This is a genomic window from Streptomyces sp. NBC_00513 (genome assembly GCF_041431415.1).
Classification (GTDB): domain Bacteria; phylum Actinomycetota; class Actinomycetes; order Streptomycetales; family Streptomycetaceae; genus Streptomyces.
This window is the reverse complement of sequence record NZ_CP107845.1, coordinates 2281050-2298388: the sequence shown is the minus strand read 5'-3', so window position 1 is coordinate 2298388 and position 17339 is coordinate 2281050. Positions and strand designations below refer to the sequence as shown.

15 protein-coding genes and 1 tRNA gene are annotated in these 17339 nt (G+C 69.5%); 6 read left to right on the top strand and 10 right to left on the bottom strand.

The features are described from left to right. The first annotated feature begins 125 nt into the window (after positions 1-125). Entirely contained in the window at positions 126-1523 is a 1398-nt protein-coding gene (locus OHA84_RS10835) for an aminotransferase class V-fold PLP-dependent enzyme (RefSeq protein ID WP_266972001.1), read from the top strand. After that, positions 1520-2929, top strand: a complete 1410-nt coding sequence (locus OHA84_RS10830) for a lysine N(6)-hydroxylase/L-ornithine N(5)-oxygenase family protein (protein WP_053677384.1) — start codon at positions 1520-1522, stop codon at positions 2927-2929. Before OHA84_RS10835 ends, OHA84_RS10830 begins: the two co-directional genes overlap by 4 nt. Before the next feature lie 21 nt (positions 2930-2950). Here the strand turns inward: OHA84_RS10830 and OHA84_RS10825 are convergent, their stop codons facing one another. Continuing rightward, positions 2951-4753 carry a bifunctional UDP-sugar hydrolase/5'-nucleotidase gene (locus OHA84_RS10825; RefSeq protein ID WP_266972002.1) on the bottom strand — a complete coding sequence of 601 codons (1803 nt, stop codon included), beginning with the start codon at positions 4751-4753 and terminating at the stop codon, positions 2951-2953. 267 nt (positions 4754-5020) lie between these two features. Here OHA84_RS10825 and OHA84_RS10820 point away from each other — a divergent pair, with 267 nt between their 5' ends. The 3 genes from OHA84_RS10820 (at position 5021) to pyk (ending at position 8705) form a co-directional block, all read left to right on the top strand. Then, positions 5021-6301: a ricin-type beta-trefoil lectin domain protein gene (locus OHA84_RS10820; protein WP_371591350.1), complete on the top strand. Its 1281-nt coding sequence runs from the start codon at positions 5021-5023 to the stop codon at positions 6299-6301. A gap of 84 nt (positions 6302-6385) precedes the next feature. Further along, positions 6386-7084, top strand: coding sequence for an SIMPL domain-containing protein (locus OHA84_RS10815; protein ID WP_053684903.1), 699 nt, complete (start codon positions 6386-6388; stop codon positions 7082-7084). Positions 7085-7277: 193 nt separating this feature from the next. Beyond that, on the top strand, positions 7278-8705 hold the full coding sequence (gene pyk / locus OHA84_RS10810; RefSeq protein ID WP_266946949.1) for a pyruvate kinase: 1428 nt from the start codon (positions 7278-7280) through the stop codon (positions 8703-8705). Positions 8706-8807: 102 nt separating this feature from the next. Here pyk and OHA84_RS10805 read toward each other — a convergent pair whose 3' ends face one another. Then, positions 8808-9245: a hypothetical protein gene (locus OHA84_RS10805; protein WP_266974106.1), complete on the bottom strand. Its 438-nt coding sequence runs from the start codon at positions 9243-9245 to the stop codon at positions 8808-8810. 128 nt (positions 9246-9373) lie between these two features. Then, positions 9374-9446: transfer RNA gene (locus OHA84_RS10800), tRNA-Leu, on the bottom strand. 77 nt (positions 9447-9523) lie between these two features. On the opposite strand from OHA84_RS10800, the gene OHA84_RS10795 reads away from it, so the two are divergent. After that, positions 9524-10201, top strand: a complete 678-nt coding sequence (locus OHA84_RS10795; protein ID WP_053684899.1) for an ANTAR domain-containing response regulator — start codon at positions 9524-9526, stop codon at positions 10199-10201. Between the two features lie 67 nt (positions 10202-10268). Here OHA84_RS10795 and OHA84_RS10790 read toward each other — a convergent pair whose 3' ends face one another. The 7 genes from OHA84_RS10790 to OHA84_RS10760 all read right to left on the bottom strand — a co-directional run bounded on the left by OHA84_RS10790 (position 10269) and on the right by OHA84_RS10760 (position 17326). Continuing rightward, positions 10269-10985 (bottom strand): ABC transporter ATP-binding protein, encoded by a 717-nt coding sequence (locus OHA84_RS10790; protein ID WP_053684897.1) that lies wholly within the window; start codon positions 10983-10985, stop codon positions 10269-10271. Continuing rightward, positions 10982-11875, bottom strand: a complete 894-nt coding sequence (locus OHA84_RS10785; RefSeq protein WP_053684895.1) for an ABC transporter ATP-binding protein — start codon at positions 11873-11875, stop codon at positions 10982-10984. Before OHA84_RS10785 ends, OHA84_RS10790 begins: the two co-directional genes overlap by 4 nt. 3 nt (positions 11876-11878) lie before the next feature. Next, the gene (locus tag OHA84_RS10780; RefSeq protein WP_371591349.1) at positions 11879-13699 is read right to left on the bottom strand and encodes a branched-chain amino acid ABC transporter permease; all 1821 of its coding nucleotides are present in this window, start codon (positions 13697-13699) and stop codon (positions 11879-11881) included. Positions 13700-13704: 5 nt separating this feature from the next. Then, the gene (locus OHA84_RS10775) at positions 13705-14634 is read right to left on the bottom strand and encodes a branched-chain amino acid ABC transporter permease (RefSeq protein ID WP_053684891.1); all 930 of its coding nucleotides are present in this window, start codon (positions 14632-14634) and stop codon (positions 13705-13707) included. A gap of 116 nt (positions 14635-14750) precedes the next feature. Next, positions 14751-15983 (bottom strand): branched-chain amino acid ABC transporter substrate-binding protein, encoded by a 1233-nt coding sequence (locus OHA84_RS10770; protein WP_053684889.1) that lies wholly within the window; start codon positions 15981-15983, stop codon positions 14751-14753. A 300-nt stretch (positions 15984-16283) separates the two neighbouring features. Next, positions 16284-16934 (bottom strand): hypothetical protein, encoded by a 651-nt coding sequence (locus OHA84_RS10765; RefSeq protein ID WP_053684887.1) that lies wholly within the window; start codon positions 16932-16934, stop codon positions 16284-16286. Further along, the gene (locus tag OHA84_RS10760) at positions 16925-17326 is read right to left on the bottom strand and encodes a hypothetical protein (RefSeq protein WP_266946935.1); all 402 of its coding nucleotides are present in this window, start codon (positions 17324-17326) and stop codon (positions 16925-16927) included. Before OHA84_RS10760 ends, OHA84_RS10765 begins: the two co-directional genes overlap by 10 nt. Positions 17327-17339: the final 13 nt, after the last annotated feature.

Genomic DNA, 17339 nt, shown 5'->3' with positions numbered 1-17339 from the left:
CGACCGAACACCCGGCCGAGACCGGACGGGCGGACAAACCCCGGCGGTTACCCCATTCGGGTCTGATCGTTGTGCTGGGCGGGAACGACCAGGCCGTTCCCGCCCGCCTCCGCTAAGGACACCGGATGACCCCGCCGCCCGGCACCCCGCCACCGCCGTCCCCGCTCGCCGGAGGCCTCGGCGGCGCCGACGCCCTGCGGCCCCTCCTCGACACCGTCCTCGACGCCCTGCACGACGGCGCCGCCGAACGCGCCGGCCCCCTCCCCGCCGGCGGCCCCGCCGCCGTCACCGCCCGCGTCACCGCCGCACTGGGCGACGTACTCCCCACCCGCGGCGCCGGCGACCACGAAGCCCTGCGCACCCTCGTCCACACCCTCGCCGCGGGCGCCGCCGACCCCGCCGACCCGCTCTGCGCCGCCCACCTGCACTGCCCGCCCCTCGCCGTCGCGGTCGCCGCCGACCTCGCCGCCGCGGCCCTCAACCCCTCCATGGACTCCTGGGACCAGGCCCCCGCCGCCTCCACCCTCGAAGCGCTCCTCACCCGCGCCCTCGCCGCCGAGTACTACGACACCCCCCACCCCGACGCCCTCGTCACCACCGGCGGCACCGAAGCCAACCAACTCGCCCTGCTCCTCGCCCGCGAACGCCACGGCCCCCGCCTCACCGTCATCCACGGAGCGGGCGCCCACCACTCCGTCCCCCGCTCCGCCTGGCTCCTCGGCCTGCCCCCCACCGTCACCGTCCCCACCCCCGCCGGCGTCCTCGACCCCACCCGCCTCGCCGAAGCCCTCAGCAGCGCCGACGGCCCCGTACTCGTCACCGCCACCGCCGGCACCACCGACGCGGGACTCATCGACCCCCTGGAACCCCTCGCCGACCTCTGCCGACACCACGGCGCCGACCTCCACGTCGACGCCGCGTACGGAGGCCTCCTCCGGCTGAGCCCCCACCACCGGCACAAACTCACCGGGCTCTCCCGCGCCCAGTCCATCACCCTCGACCTGCACAAACTCGGCTGGCAGCCCGTAGCCGCAGGCCTCCTCGCCGTCCCCGACACCCGCCTGCTCGCCCCCCTCGGCCACCAGGCCGACTACCTCAACGCCACCGACGACACCGAAGCCGGCCTCCCCGACCTCCTCGGCCGCTCCCTGCGCACCACCCGCCGCCCCGACATCCTCAAGATCGCCGTCACCCTGCGCTCCCTCGGCCGCGACGGCCTCGCCGACCTCATCGACCGGACCTGCGCCGCCGCCCACCACCTCGCCGAACTCCTCGAAGCACACCCCGGCTTCGAACTCCACGCCCACCCCACCATCAGCACCGTCCTCTTCCGCCCCACCCCCATGGACGACGAGCAGCTCGCGGGCCTGCGCCGCACCCTCCTCCTCGACGGCACCGCCGTACTCGGCCGCGCCACCGCCGACGGCCGCCTCTGGCTCAAGGTCACCCTGCTCAACCCCCACACCACGGCGGGGGACCTGGACACCCTCGTCACCCTCCTGGAAGGCAGCACCCACCGATGACCGCGCACCTCGACACCCCCCACGACCTCGTCGGAATCGGCATCGGTCCCTTCAACCTGTCCCTCGCCGCCCTGGCCGACGGCCTCCCCAGACAAGGCGTCGGCGAACTCGCCACCGCCTTCTACGACCAGCGCAGGGACTTCCGCTGGCACCCCGGGCTCCTCATCGACGGCGCCACCCTCCAGGTCCCGTTCCTCGCCGACCTCGTCACCCTCGCCGACCCGGCGAGCCCCTGGAGCTTCCTCAACCACCTCAAGCACAAGGAACGGCTCTTCCCCTTCTACTTCGCCGAGCAACTCCACATCCAGCGCTCCGAATACGACGCCTACTGCCGCTGGGTCGCCGAACGCCTCCCCGGACTCCACTTCGGCCACCAGGTCGACGCCGTCCGCTGGAACCCCGAACGCGACCTCTTCGAAGTCGACTTCACCCAACTCGACGCCGACGGCGAAGCCGAGGCCCTCGGTCGCACCCACACCCGCAACCTCGTCCTCGGCATCGGCACCGCCCCCTACGTACCCGAACCCCTGCGCCCCCTCGCCGAGGCCCCCACCGTCCCCGTCATCCACTCCTCCGAGTACCTCGACAACCGCGAACGCGTCCTGGCCGCCGCACACGTCACCGTCATCGGCTCCGGGCAGTCCGGCGCCGAGGTCTTCCTCGACCTGCTCCGCGCCCGCCCCGCCGGCCGCGAAGGCCTCACCTGGCTCGCCCGCACCGACGCCTTCGCCCCCATGGAGTACTCCAAGCTCGGCCTGGAACACTTCACCCCCGACTACACCCGCTACTTCCACGCCCTGCCCGAACCGGTCCGCGACCGGCTCGTCCCCGCCCAATGGCAACTCCACAAGGGCATCGACGCCGCCACCATCGCCGCCATCCACGAAGAGCTGTACCGGCGCACCCTCCACGGAGGCTGGCCCGACGCCGTCCTCACCCCCGGAGTCAGCGTCCGCACCGCCGGCCGCGTCGCGACCACCAAAGTGGAACTCCACCTCGAACACACCCAACAAGGCGTCCGCTCCCGCCTCACCACCGACGCCGTCGTCCTCGCCACCGGCTACCGCGAACGACCCCTCACCAGCCTCCTCGCAGGACTCGACCCCTACCTGCGCAAGGACTCCTCCGGCCGCCCCCGCATCGACGAACACCACCGCATGATCCTCGACCCCGCCGTCACCGGCAGCGTCTTCGTCCAGAACGGCGAACGCCACACCCACGGCGTCGGAGCCCCCGACCTCGGCCTCGCCGCCTGGCGCAGCGCCGGCATCCTCAACACCCTCACGGGCAAGAACCCCTACCCCCAGCCCGCCCGCACCGCCTTCACCACCTTCGGCCTCGACCAGCGGGAGCACACCCGCCCCCATCCCGCGGGCGAACTGCTCCCACTGGTCGAACACCCGTAGAACGCCCTCACGGACCCCCGACTAGAAGACCGGCACCCCGGCCCGCGTCAGCCGCCAGTCCACCGAGGCGAACTGCGCCGGGTCCACCGTCCCCTTCGCCTTCACCCACTGGATGATCACGTTGCGGATCTCGTCCGAGTTGGCCCACAACTGCCTGGCCTGCGGGACGTGCGGGAAGTTGCCGCCACCCGAGGCCCGGTAGTTGTTCACCGCGAGCACGAACCGCGCCGCCGGGTCCACCGCCTTCCCCTGGAAGGACAGCCCCGTGATCCGCGACCCCACGGGCTGCGCGACGTCCACGTCGTACGTCAGCCCGTACACCGCGTCGTAGTTGTAGTCCGGGATGCTCTCCGCGTTCGTCAGCTTCGCCGGATCCACCGGCGCCCCCGGAGCCGTCTGCACGTAGTACCGCGCCGAGTACTCCAGGTAGTCCTTCACCTGCGCGCCCGTCAGCAGCCGCGCCTCCAGCGTGTTCTCGAACGGGTACAGCCCCGCCGCGTCCTTGATCGTGACCTGCCCGGCCGGGATCGCCGCCGTCCGCGAGAAGCACGAGGCCTGCGACAGCACCGGCAGCGCCGCCCACTCGCCGCCCGCGAGCGCGGCCTTCACCGTCTCCGCCTGCACGTGGTTGATCAGGTCGATGATCGGCACGTCCTTGACCGGGCCGTCCGCCGAGGACATCGCCTGCGTCGACGTCCCGATCACCTGGTTCACGTAGCCGACGACCTTGCGGTGCTCGTCCGACAGCAGCCGGACGATCTTCTGGTCCTCCGCCACCTCGTTCGAGTTCAGCACCTGCGCCGACACCTTCGCCACCGACCAGCAGCCCTTCGACCACGTCAGCTCGAAGTCGAACAGCGTCAGCCGCTGCCCCCACTTCAACGGCTCCGACAGCACCACGTCCTTGCCGGTCGCCTTGTTCTTCACCCGGTACTCCGGGATCTCCGTGTGCGCGTGACCCACCAGGATCGCGTCGATCCCCGGCACCTGCTCGGCCACCAGACCCGCCGCGTTCTCGATGTGCGGCAACTGGTCCCCGTAGCTGGACGTACCGCTCGAACCCGAGTGCGCCGACACGATCACCACGTCCGCGCCCATCGACCGCAGCTTCGGCACGTACTTCGCCGCCTGCTCCTCCAGCCCCGGGAACGTCATCTTCCCCTGCACGTTGGCCTTGTCCCAGATCGCGATGCCCGGGTTCGTCAGCCCCAGCACCGCCACCTTCACGTCCCGCCCACAAGGGGTGCGCAACCGGTGGATGCTGTACGGCGGGAACGCCGGCCGCAGCGTCTTCGCGTCCAGCGCGTTCGCCCCCAACAGCGGGAAGTCGCACTGCTCCTCGAACTTGCGCAGTACGGGGATCCCGTAGTTGAACTCGTGGTTGCCCAGCGCCGCCGCGTCGTAGCCGATCGCGTTCATCGCCTGAGCCATCGGGTGCACCGGCCCGCGACGCGCCGTGATCGGGTCGACCTTCGCGTAGTAGTACGAAAGCTGGGTGCCCTGGATCGTGTCACCGGCGTCGATGAGCAGCGTGTTGCGCCGACCCTTCTGCGCCCGCACCCGGTTCACGAGCGTGGAGATCTTCGCCAGACCGACGTCGTTGTGCGCCTTGTCGTCGAACTCCTTGTCCGTGAAGTAGTCCCAGTTGAAAACGTTTCCGTGCAGGTCGGTCGTACCCATCACCGTGAAGGAGTAGGTCCGCGGACCGGACCCCTTCGATCCCTGCTGGGCGGCCGCGGCCGGGGTGCTCGTGGCCCCCGCCAACGCCACGGCCGCACCCGTCGCCGCCGTGCTGCCGATGAAAGTCCTACGGTCGAACGCCATGCCATCTCCCCTTTTGAGGCGTGAACAACGCGCGTAGATTCTGACCCACGGGTAACAATGCGCAACACCCCCGCCAGGTTGCGATCCGGTGACCGACGCACCGCCGGGTCGACGCGCGCGTCTTGACGCACCCGGGCCCACGCGACTTCAATCAAGTCTTGAACTAAGCAGCGCACGGACGCCCCACGCTCCCTCCGTGTGGGAAGTTGTCATGCGCATGGCTTGTCGGTCCCCCCTCACCGCCCCCACAAGAAGTGAAGTGATCCCGTGCCCCCACGCACCACATCCCTGCGCGCCACCGCGTTATGCGCCCTCGCCCTCCTGTGCTGGAGCGCCGTCACCGCCCCCTCCACCGCCGCCGGCGAAACCCCCGCCCCCGCACCCGCATCCGCCGCACCCGCCGCGGTCACCGCCGCGGCCGCCGGATTCTCCGACACCTTCGACGGTCCCGCCGGAACCGCCCCCGACCCGGCCAAATGGCAGACCGAGACCGGCGACAACGTCAACAACCACGAACGGCAGTACTACACCGCCGGCAACGCCAACGCCGCCCTCGACGGCCAAGGCCACCTCGTCATCACCGCCCGCCGCGAGAACCCCGCCAACCACTCCTGCTGGTACGGACGCTGCGAGTACACCTCCGCCCGCCTCAACACCGCCGGCCGCTTCACCCAGACGTACGGACACGTCGAAGCCCGACTCAAGGTCCCGCGCGGCCAAGGCATGTGGCCCGCCTTCTGGATGCTCGGCAACGACATCGGCCAAGTCGGCTGGCCCGCCTCCGGCGAGATCGACGTCATGGAGAACGTCGGCTTCGAACCCTCCACCATCCACGGCACCCTCCATGGACCCGGCTACTCCGGCTCCGGCGGCATCGGCGCCGCCTACACCCTCCCCGGCGGCCAGGCCTTCGCCGACGCCTTCCACACCTTCGCCGTCGACTGGGCCCCCGACTCCGTCACCTGGTCCGTCGACGGCACCGTCTACCAACGCCGCACCCCCGCCGACCTCGGCGGCCGCGCCTGGGCCTTCAACAAGCCCTTCTTCCTCATCCTCAACCTCGCCGTCGGCGGCTACTGGCCCGGCGACCCCGACGCCGGCACCGCCTTCCCGCAGCAACTCGTCGTCGACCACGTCCGCGTCACCACCTCCGACAGCGGAACCGGCCGCACCGGCCCCGTCACCGGCCTCGCCGGCAAATGCGTCGACGTGGCGGGCGCCAACCCCGCCAACGGCACCCCGGTCCAACTCCACGACTGCAACGGCACCCCCGCACAGCAATGGACCGTCGCCGCCGACGGCACCCTGCGCGCCCTCGGCAAATGCCTCGACGTGACCGCCGGCTCCACCGCCGACGGCGCCCCCGTCCAGCTCTACGACTGCAACGGCACCCCCGCCCAACGCTGGGCCCTCCCCGCCGCCCGCGACATCGTCAACCCGCAGGCGAACAAGTGCCTCGACGTCACGGGCAACAACCCCGCCAACGGAACCCGCCTCCAGATCTGGACCTGCGGCGGAACCCCCAACCAGAAATGGACCGCCCCCTGATCCCTGTACGGATCCTGCCGGGCCGGGGCCGAAAGGGGCCCCGGCCTTCCGCCACACTTCGGGCGACAGTGCGACAGTGAAACCATGACTCACGAGGCCACACCCCAGCCGTACGGAACCCCCGAGGTGCCCCGCGTCGCCGTCTGCGGCGAAGCCCGCATCGAAGTCGACCCCGAGATCGCCCGCATCGGCATCACCGTCAGCGCCCGCGGCACCGACCGCCGGTCCGCACTCGAAGACCTCACCCGCCGCAACACCGCCGTCCTCGACCTCATCAAGGGCTACGGCGACCCCGTCGAGAAACTCGAAACCGGCACCTTCTCCATCACCCCCGAACTGACCCGCCACGGCCGCGGCGAACGCATCCGCGCCTACCACGGACGCGTCACCATCACGGCCGAACTCAACGACTTCACCACCCTCGGCGAACTCACCACCCGACTCGCCGACCTCGAACTCACCAGCGTCGACGGCCCCTGGTGGGCCCTGCGCCCCACCTCGCCCGCCCACGGCCAGGCCCGCCGCCAAGCCGTGCTCGAAGCCGTCCAGCGCGCCCGCGAATACGCCGAGGCCCTCGGCGCCAACCTCTCCGCCCTCGTCGAACTCGCCGACCTGGGAGCCGAGAACGCCTCGCCCTACCCGCAGGCCGGCGGCGGCATGCGCACCATGGCCTTCAGCGCCGCCGAGGACGCCACCGCCCCGCCGCTGGACCTCGAACCCCAGCGCCAGACCGTGTACGCCCAGGTCAACGCCCGCTTCACCATGACCCCGCCGCAACTCTGAACGACGCGCACCCGCCGGGGGAGGGGCACCCGCCCCGACCCCCGTGCAGACCCCCTCGAACGGCGCTTCGGGGGTGCTCATCAGAGCGCCCCCACGCACATTCAAGTAATGTCAACAAGCTTTCGCCCAAAGGTTGTTGAGTGGACACCCGGAACCAATTTCCTACTGCCTGGTAGGGGCATACGCTCGACTCATGCGTCGAGCAAAAATCGTATGTACCCTGGGCCCCGCCACCGACTCATACGACCAGATCAAAGCCCTGGTCGAAGTCGGAATGGACATCGCCCGCCTCAACCTCAGCCACGGCACCTACGCCGAACACGAGGAGCGCTACCACCGCGTGCGCAAGGCGTCCGACGAGACCGGCCGCAGCGTCGGCGTCCTCGCCGACCTTCAAGGCCCGAAGATCCGTCTCGGCCGCTTCCTCGAAGGCCCCGTACTCCTTGAACGCGGCGACGAGTTCACCATCACCGTCGAAGACCACGAGGGCGACCGACACACCTGCGGCACCACCTACAAGGGCCTCGCGGCCGACGTCTCCATCGGCGAACGCATCCTCGTCGACGACGGACGCGTCACCCTCCAGGTCATCGACGTCGACGGACCCCGCGTCCGCACCCTCGTCATCGAAGGCGGCATGGTCTCCGACCACAAGGGACTCAACCTCCCCGGCGTCGCCGTCTCCGTCCCCGCCCTCTCCGAGAAGGACATCGAAGACCTCCGCTGGGCCCTGCGCACCGGCGCCGACGTCATCGCCCTCTCCTTCGTCCGCAGCGGCCGCGACATCGACGACGTCCACCGCATCATGGACGAGGAAGGCCGCCGCCTCCCCGTCATCGCCAAGATCGAGAAGCCCCAGGCCGTCGAGAACATCGACGACATCGTCGCCGCCTTCGACGGCATCATGGTCGCCCGCGGCGACCTCGGCGTCGAAATGCCCCTCGAACAAGTCCCCATCGTCCAAAAGCGCGCCGTCAAGCTAGCCAAGCGCAACGCCAAGCCCGTCATCGTCGCCACCCAGATGCTCGACTCGATGATCGAGAACTCCCGCCCCACCCGCGCCGAGGCCTCCGACGTCGCCAACGCCGTCATCGACGGCACCGACGCGGTCATGCTCTCCGGCGAGACCAGCGTGGGCAAGTACCCCATCGAAACCGTCGCCACCATGGCCCGCATCGTCGAAGCCGCCGAAGAGGACATCCTCGAAAAGGGCCTCCCGCCCCTCACCGACCGCAACAAGCCCCGCACCCAGGGCGGAGCCGTGGCCCGCGCAGCCGCCGAAATGGGCGACTTCCTCGGCGCCAAGTTCCTCGTCGCCTTCACCCAGAGCGGCGACACCGTCCGCAGGCTCTCCCGCTACCGCTCGCCCATCCCCCTCCTCGCCTTCACGCCCGACTCCGCCACCCGTTCCCAACTCAACCTCACCTGGGGCGTCGAGACCTTCCTCGGCCCCCACGTCGACTCCACCGACGCCATGGTCGCCCAGGTCGAGGAGGAACTCCTGCGCATCGGACGCTGCGTTCCCGGCGACATCGTCGTCATCACCGCCGGCTCGCCCCCCGGCGTCACCGGCTCCACCAACCTCGTCCGCGTCCACCACATCGGCGACCCCGTCCGCTGACCCGGCCCCGGACCAGGCCACCGCACCACGCACGCACCGCACCACGTACGCACCGCACCACACCACGCACGCACCGCACCGCGTCGGGCCCGCCCGACGCGGTCATCGCCAGTGCTTCGGCCCGACGTGCGCGTCCATCAGCGCGACCGACTCCTTCCGAGCCACGGACACGTTGAACGGATCACCGCCCCGGGCCAGGACCGTCCACCGGACACCGACCCGGGTCATCGTGTCGGTACACAGACGCCGGATGTCGTCCGAGGTGTTGGTGAAGAAGTACCGCGGGTACTCGTACCGCTTCGGCACGGAGATGATGTGGCCGTCGCCGAGGTAGAGGCCGAGCAGGTAGGCATAGGCGGGAAGATCGAACTGGCGACCCGTACGGATCGGGCAGTCGGTCGGGGCAACGTACGTCTCACCGCGGCGTTCACGGTCCTCGTGCCGCCACCAACCGACGGTGCCGCGGGGAATTCCGAGCCGCTCTGCCACGGATCGGTTGGTTTCGCCCCGTCGAAGGAAGACGAGGGCGTGTTCACGTATCGAAGGGTTGTGCTCCGCATGTGCGAGCTTCGACCGTCTTCGTCGGCTTCGTCGAGACTCGAAGGTTCGTTCACCGTGACGAGTGAAGATCGATCAAATCGGCTCGCGACCTTCAAAATGAAGGAGAGTGCCCCGAGTCGGATTCGAACCGACGCTGAATGGGTTTTGAATCCATCGCCTCTACCACTGGGCTACCGGGGCCCCTTCGAAACAGAGGATACAGAAGACCCTCCGTGCCGCAAAGATACCGCAGCTAGGTAGGCTCGGGGGAGCTTGTTATGCCCCGCAACGAGGAGCCCTCCGTGACCGCCGAGCACGAGTCGACGCCCACGCCCGACGCCGACCAGTCGCACGTTCCGCCGCTGACGACGCGCGTCGTCATCGCCGAGGACGAGGCGCTCATCCGTCTCGACCTCAAGGAGATGCTCGAAGAGGAGGGGTACGCCGTCGTCGGCGAGGCCGGCGACGGCCAGACCGCCGTGGATCTGGCCCGCGAGCACCGCCCCGACCTGGTGATCCTCGACGTGAAGATGCCCGTCCTCGACGGGATCTCCGCGGCCGAGAAGATCGCCGAGGAGTCCATCGCCCCGGTCCTGATGCTGACCGCGTTCTCGCAGCGCGACCTGGTCGAGCGGGCCCGTGACGCGGGCGCCATGGCGTACCTGGTGAAGCCGTTCAGCAAGAGCGACGTGGTGCCGGCCATCGAGATGGCCGTGTCGCGCTTCGCGGAGCTGCGGGCGCTGGAGAAGGAGGTCGCGGACCTCTCGCTGCGGCTGGAGACCCGCAAGCTGGTGGACCGGGCGAAGAGCATCCTGCAGACCCAGTACGGGCTGACGGAGCCGGCCGCGTTCCGGTGGATCCAGAAGACCTCCATGGACCGCCGCATGTCGATGCAGCAGGTCGCCGAGGCGGTCATCGAGGACGCCGAGGAGAAGAAGAACGCCGCGAAGGGCTGACGGCCCGGGTACGCGTGAGGCCCGCCACCGGGATCCGGTGGCGGGCCTCACGCGTGTGGTGCGGAGATCAGTCCTCGCCGAGGTACGCCTTGCGGACGTCCTCGTTGACGAGCAGTTCACGGCCGGGTCCGGAGAGGACGACCTTGCCGATCTCCATCACGTGGCCCTTGTCGGCGAGGGAGAGCGCCGCCTGGGCGTTCTGCTCGACGAGCAGGATGGTGGTGCCCTGTGACTTGAGCTCGGCGATGGTGGCCATGATCTTCTGCATCATGATCGGGGAGAGGCCCATGGAGGGCTCGTCGAGCATGAGCAGCTTCGGGCGGGACATGAGCGCGCGGCCCATGGCGAGCATCTGCTGCTCGCCGCCCGAGAGGGTGCCGGCGGCCTGCTTGCGACGTTCGCCCAGGATGGGGAAGAGGTCGTAAGCGCGCTGGACATCCTGCTGGATGCCTTCCTTGTCCTTGCGGAGGAAGGCGCCGAGCAGGAGGTTGTCCTCGATGGTCATGCGCGGGAAGATGTGCCGCCCCTCGGGGGAGTGGGCGAGCCCGAGCGCGACGATGTCGTGCGCGGGGATCTTCTTGAGCGACTTGCCCTGGAACTTGATCTGGCCGCCGCGCGGTTTGATCAGGCCCGACAGCGTGCGCAGGGTGGTGGTCTTGCCCGCGCCGTTGGTGCCGATGAGGGTGACGATCTGGCCGGCGTCGACGCTGAACGAGATGCCCTTGACGGCTTCGATCTTGCCGTAGGCGACGCGGAGGTCCTCGACCTCCAGGAGTGCGGTCACCGGTCTTCTCCGTCCGTGCTGGTGGTGCTGTGCGCCTCGGCGGCCTCGACCTCCGCGACTTCCTCGGCGCCGGGGGCGCCTTCGAAGGGTTCGCCGAGGTAGGCGGCGATGACGCGCTCGTCGCTCTGGACCTCGGTGGCGGTGCCCTCGATGAGCTTCTCGCCCTGGACGAGACAGGCCACGCGGTCGCAGAGGTTGAAGATGAAGCGCATGTCGTGCTCGATGACGAGGACGGCGATGCCCATGTCCCGGATCGCGAAGATGAGTTCCTCGGTGGTCCGGGTCTCCTGCGGGTTCATGCCGGCGGTGGGCTCGTCCAGGAGGATGAGACCGGGGTCGCTGGCGAGCGCGCGGGCGATCTCCAGCTTGCGCTGCTCGCCGTAGGGCAGGTTCCGCGCGAGGTGGTCGGCCTTGTGCTCCAGGCCGATGAACGTGAGGAGCTCCATCGCCTTGTCGCGGCTGGCCGCTTCCTCCCGGCCGAAGCTCGGGAGGCGCAGCAGGGCGGACCAGAGGCCCACCTTGGTGCGGGTGTGGCGTCCGACGAGGACGTTCTCCAGGACCGTCATGTTGTTGAAGAGACGGATGTTCTGGAAGGTGCGTGCGACACCGGCCGCGGTGACCTTGAACGACTTGGGGGGCAGGACCGTGCCCTTGTACCGGACTTCACCCTCGGTGGGGATGTAGAGGCCGGTGAGGCAGTTGAAGAAGGTGGTCTTGCCGGCGCCGTTGGGGCCGATGAGTCCGACGATCTCGCCGCTGCGGACGGTCAGGTCGACGTTCTTGACGGCGGTGAGGCCGCCGAAGCGCATCGTGACGCCGCGTGCGTCGAGGACGGTCTCCGCCGTGGTGACGGCGGGGGTGTCGGGGGTGTCGGTGGTGGTGGTCGTCATGGGTCAGACCCCTGCCTTACCGAGGACTGTGGGCGCTTCGAGCGAGTCGTGGAGTTCGAGCTGGTTGCGCTTGTTGGGGATGAGGCCCTCGGGGCGCAGGCGCATCAGGACGATGAGTGCGACACCGAAGACGAGGAGCTGGTACTCGCCCAGGAACTGGAGCTTGTTGGGGATCAGGAAGAGCAGCGATCCGCCGACGAGGGGTCCGGAGATGGTGCCCATGCCGCCGAGGACTACCGCGGCGAGCAGGAACGCGGAGTTCGGGGGCACGGCGTTGGCGAAGGTGTACTGGTCGGGCGTGACCGTGTACTGGACGTGGGCCTGGACGGCGCCGGCGAGGCCGGCGAGGGTGGCGCCGAGGGCGAAGGCGATGAGCTTGACGCGGAAGCCGTTGATGCCCATGGCCTCGGCGGCGGTCTCGTCCTCGCGGATGGCGACCCAGGCGCGGCCGATGCGGGATTCGGCGCTGCGGCGGAAGACCAGGACCACGATCAGGGTGATGAGCAGCATCAGCAGGAAGTAGTTCGCGAACCTGCCGATGGTGAATCCGGCGATGGTGTGTGCCGCGCCGAAGTCGAACCCGAAGATGTTGATGTTCGGGATGTTGGCGATGCCGTTGGGCCCGTTGGTGATGTCGGGGCCGGAGACACCGTCGAGGTTGTTCATGGAGATGCGGAAGATCTCACCGAAGCCGAGGGTGACGATGGCGAGGTAGTCGCCGCGCAGGCGCAGCGTGGGGGCGCCGATGAGGACACCGAAGATCATCGATGCGACGGCGCCGGCGAGGAGTGCGGCCCAGAAGGGGAAGTGCACTCCGAAGGGGGAGTTGGGCGAGCCGGAGACCAGGGCGGCGGTGTAGGCACCGACACCGAGGAAGGCGACGTATCCCAGGTCGAGGAGGCCGGTGAGGCCGACCACGATGTTCAGGCCGAGTGCGACGGTGGCGAAGATCAGGATGTTGACGCCGAGGTTCGCGTACTGGTCGTCGGTCTGGGTGAGGGGGAAGGCGGCCGCGGCGGCGAAGGCGCCGACGAGGGCGACGTTGCGGTGCCGGGCGGTGAGGGTGCTCAGACGGGCCATGAGGCCCGCCTTGTTGATCGCGGCGGCGCCGAATCCGGCCGTGATCAGGAAGCCGACGAAGAGTTCCTGGTACGGGGTGGTGATGCCGTACGTGAACACCGTGAGGGCGAGGCCGAGGACGGCGGCGATGAGGAGGATCTCCACCCAGGCGGGGAGCACGCGGGCCGGCTTGATCGGACCGGAGACGAAGGCGGCCTTGAAGGTCGTCCAGCGGTTTCCGGCGTTGTGCTTGAACTTGTCCCAGTCGCCGTCGTCCGGGTCGGGGCCTTCGAGCGTGGGGCGCTCGAAGGGGAGCGCGAAGGCGCCGATGACCGCGGCGAGGCTGGCCAGGGCCGCGACGCCCGCGCCGGGTTCGAGGTCGACGAGTGCGCCGAGCTCGACCACGATCGCGATGGCGGTGTACCAGGTGGTGACGAAGGCGGCGAGGGCGGCGAGCTTGATGGCCGCGTCGGTGCCTGCGGGGGCGATCCAACCCAGGCCCTTGACCCCGTAGGAGGCGAGGGCGAAGAGCGTGGTGAGGGCGCCGCCGATGAGGACGAGCCACTGCATGCCGCCGGGGTAGCCGTAGACCGTGAGGTCTCCGGGGAAGGCGGCGGTCCAGGTCCAGGCGAGGAAGGCGGAGACGACGGTGAGGGCGCCGCCGGCGGTGGCGAGGGCGCGGCCCGTCTTCTCGGAGAGGGGGATGAAGCCCTTGTTCTGCGGTGCGGTGGTCGTCGTCGCGGTTTCCGCGGTGATGGTCGTCATGGTTGTCACACCCTGTCCGCCACGCGCTGGCCCAGCAGGCCTTGAGGCCGGAAGAGGAGCACGAGGATGAGAAGTACGAACGCCCAGGTGTTACCCCAGGACTGGCCGCCGAGCTGTTCGAAGCCGGGGATGTCGGCGACGTAGGCGGTGGTCAGGGTTTCGGCGAGGCCGAGGACGAGACCGCCGACCATGGCGCCGTAGATGTTGCCGATGCCGCCGAGGACGGCCGCGGTGAAGGCCTTGAGGCCGAGCAGGAAGCCCATCTTGAACTGGACTTCGCCGTACTTGAGGCCGTAGGCGACTGCACCGACGGCGGCGAAGACGGCTCCGAGGGCGAACGCGGTGGTGATGATCCGGTCCGTGTTGATGCCCATGAGCTTGGCGGTGTCGGGGTCCTGGGCGGTCGCCTGCATGCCGCGGCCGGTGCGGGTCTTCTTGACGAAGAAGCCGAGGAAGGCCATGGACACGGGGGCGGCGATCATGAGGAAGACGTCACCGGTCTGAATGGTGATGCTGCCGAGGTGGAAGGGGCCGCCGGGGATCTCGGGGAAGACCAGGGAGCTCGTTGCACCGGGGAACCAGGCCCATACCGCCTGCTGGAGGGCGATGGAGAGGCCGATGGCGGTGATGAGGGGTGCGAGGCGGGGTGCGCTGCGCAGGGGTCGGTACGCGAAGCGTTCCGCCGCGACGGCGATGGTGGTGGCCACGAAGACCGCGCCTATGAGCATGAGGGGCAGTGCGACCCACATGGTGGTGCCGGTGGGGAGCATCAGCCAGACCGTGAGGGCTCCGAACCCACCGGTCATGAAGATCTCGCCGTGGGCGAAGTTGATGAGCTGGACAATGCCATAGACCATCGTGTAGCCGATGGCGACGAGCCCGTACATGGATCCCAGTAGCAGGCCGTTGACCAGCTGTTGCGGCAGTTCGTGCACCGCAGGTCCTCCGAGTCTTTCGACGGATGTGACACCGCGCGGGGCGCTATGGTGCGCGCCCCGCGCGGCAGAGATGGTGTGCCGGCAGGCTGGTGATCAGAGGCCGGCGGGTGGGATCAGCCGCCGAAGGTGCCGGACTCGACGGACTTCCAGTCGGCGCCCTCGACCTTGTAGACGGTGAGCTGCTTGTTGGTCGCGTCACCGAACTCGTCGAAGGAGACCTTGCCGGTCACGCCGTCGAAGGAGACCTTCTGGACGGCTTCGAGGACCTTGGCGCGGGCGTCGGTGGGGAGCTTGCCGTCGTTGGCGGCGACGGCGGCCTTGACGCCCTCGATGATCGCCCAGGCGGAGTCGTAGGAGTAACCGCCGTAGGCGGCGAAGGGCTCCTTGAAGCCGGCCTTGGTGTAGTTGGCGATGAACTCCTTGGCGGAGGGCAGGCTCTCGACCGGCGCGCCGACCGAGGTGGCGAAGTCGCCCACGGCGCCGGCGCCGGCGAGCTCGACGTACTTCTTGTCGTAGATGCCGTCACCGCCGACGAGCGGGATGTTGGCGCCGGAGGCCTTGATCTGCTTGCTGAGCGGGCCGGCCGCCGGGTACTCGCCGCCGTAGTAGACGACGTCGGCGCCGGAGCTCTTGACCTGGGTCACGACGGCCGAGAAGTCCTTGGACTCGGGGTCGATGTGGCCCTCGCCGGCGACGGCGCCGCCGAGCTTGGTGAACTCGCCCTTGAAGGTTCCGGCGAGGCCGGCACCGTAGGTCTTCTTGTCATCGATGATGAAGACCTTCTTCTTGCCCGCCTTGTTGAAGAGGTACTGCGCCGCGAACGGGCCCTGGATGGCGTCCGTGGTGGCGGTGCGGAAGTAGCTCTTGTAGGTGCGGGTCTTCTCGCCGGTGGCCCACTTGGGTCCCTGCGAGAGGGAGGGGCTCGTGTTGGCCGGGGAGATCTGGACGAGCTTCGCGTCGTCGAAGACCTTCTGCATCGACTCGGAGACCGAGGAGTTCAGCGGGCCGACGACGCCGACGACGTCCTTGTTGGCGGTGAGCTTGGTGGCGTTCTGCTGGCCGGAAGAGGCCTGCGCCTGGTCGTCCAGCGCCTCGATCTTGAAGGTGACGCCGGGGACGGTCTTCTTCTCGTTGGCCTGGCGCACCGCGAGGTCGACGGAGTTGCGGATGCCGAGGCCGAGGGCCGAGAGGTCACCGGTGAGCGGGGCGTCGACGCCGATGACGACCGTGGCGGTGGCGCCGCCGGCGGTGTCACCACCCTTGTCGTCGCGGGAGCCACAGGCGGTGAGGGTGAGGGCGCCCGCGGCGAGCGCGGCGGTCACGGCAATGAGAGAACGCTGACGCACGATCAGTCCTTTCCTGGCACTGCGTCCCCCGTGGGACGCACCGTGTCGAACGCGGGGAACCGAACTGAAAGGAATCCGGTGGTCGCGGTGACTGGCCGTGACTCTAAGCGGGACTTCGGACGTTATGGAGGGCTGAGGCCAATGATGTGACTCTCTTGTTATGCCACGGCGTAATACATAGCGGATCTCTGTGGGTGGAACGGGGGAATTCCGGCCGGTTCGTCTTGTCCGCATGCTGAGATGCGGCAGGAGCATGGGCAGGTTTAAGTACTGACTTTCCAGGCGTCTGGCGGGTTTTGCTCATGACGGCGGGGTGTCCGTCATGTCTCGATCTTCGGGACAGGCCCTGGTCAGGGCGACGGAGAGATCCCTGGCATATCGGTCACCCGGGATGTAACTGTGCCGCTCTTTCCGGAATCCATTACTGAGGGTCACTTCCAGAAAAGGGAGTCCGGAATTCCGTGCCACATGCACGCAGTCGGTCGCCAGAATGCGGACGACGACCTCGCGCGCTTCCCCCGCACCCACCGTGACCGGCAGCGGTGGCCGGATCATCACCCTCAGTGCCCGGGACGGCTGGTCGATGCCCTCCACCGCGACGGGGCCTGCGGAGGCGTTCCGCACACGGACAGTGAACGCGAAGGCCGCGTCCGCGGGGGGAGGTTCCACGGGTTCGAGATAGCTCAGGGAGACCACCTGCGACGGCGCCGGAGGGACGTACGGCACGGGCCGCGGCCGGTCCGCGTACAACCGGACGGCGCCCGCGGCCAGCACGGCCGCGCAGGTCAGCCCGCCCAGGACCAGGACGGCCCGCCGGTGGCGCGCGTAACGGGCGCGGGCCCACCGGGCGGCGGCGGGCGCGGGGCGTCCGATGTCCGGACCCTCGTGGCTCTCACGGCCCGCGGTGCCCTCGCCGGGCTCGACCGGACCGATGCCGCCGCTCATCGCCACGGCCCGTCGGTCGGGGCGCCGGAGCGGTATCGCTCCGCGCAGCGCCGCTCCGCCTCGCGGGCGCCGAACGCGCGGGCCGCCGGCGCGCCTTCGTCCCGCCGTACGGCGCGGGCCCCGTCGAGGACGGCGCGCAGGATCTCGTACTGGTCGCCGGACAGCCCCATGGCCTGGTAGTCGAGGCCGACGGCGTCCGTGCCGTCGGCGGCGTCGAGGGTCACCCCGGCCCAGTGCGTGATCAGGTCGGCGCAGAGCCGTTGGGGCGGGGTGCCGGCGGGGGTCGGGGCGTCGGCGGACGGCCCGACCCCGCCGCCGCAGCCGAGGAGGACGGCGGCCAGGAGCGTCGTCGTCGCCCAGGCGGCCGTGACGCGCGACGGCGCCGGTCCGGATCCCATGCGGGAACGCTAG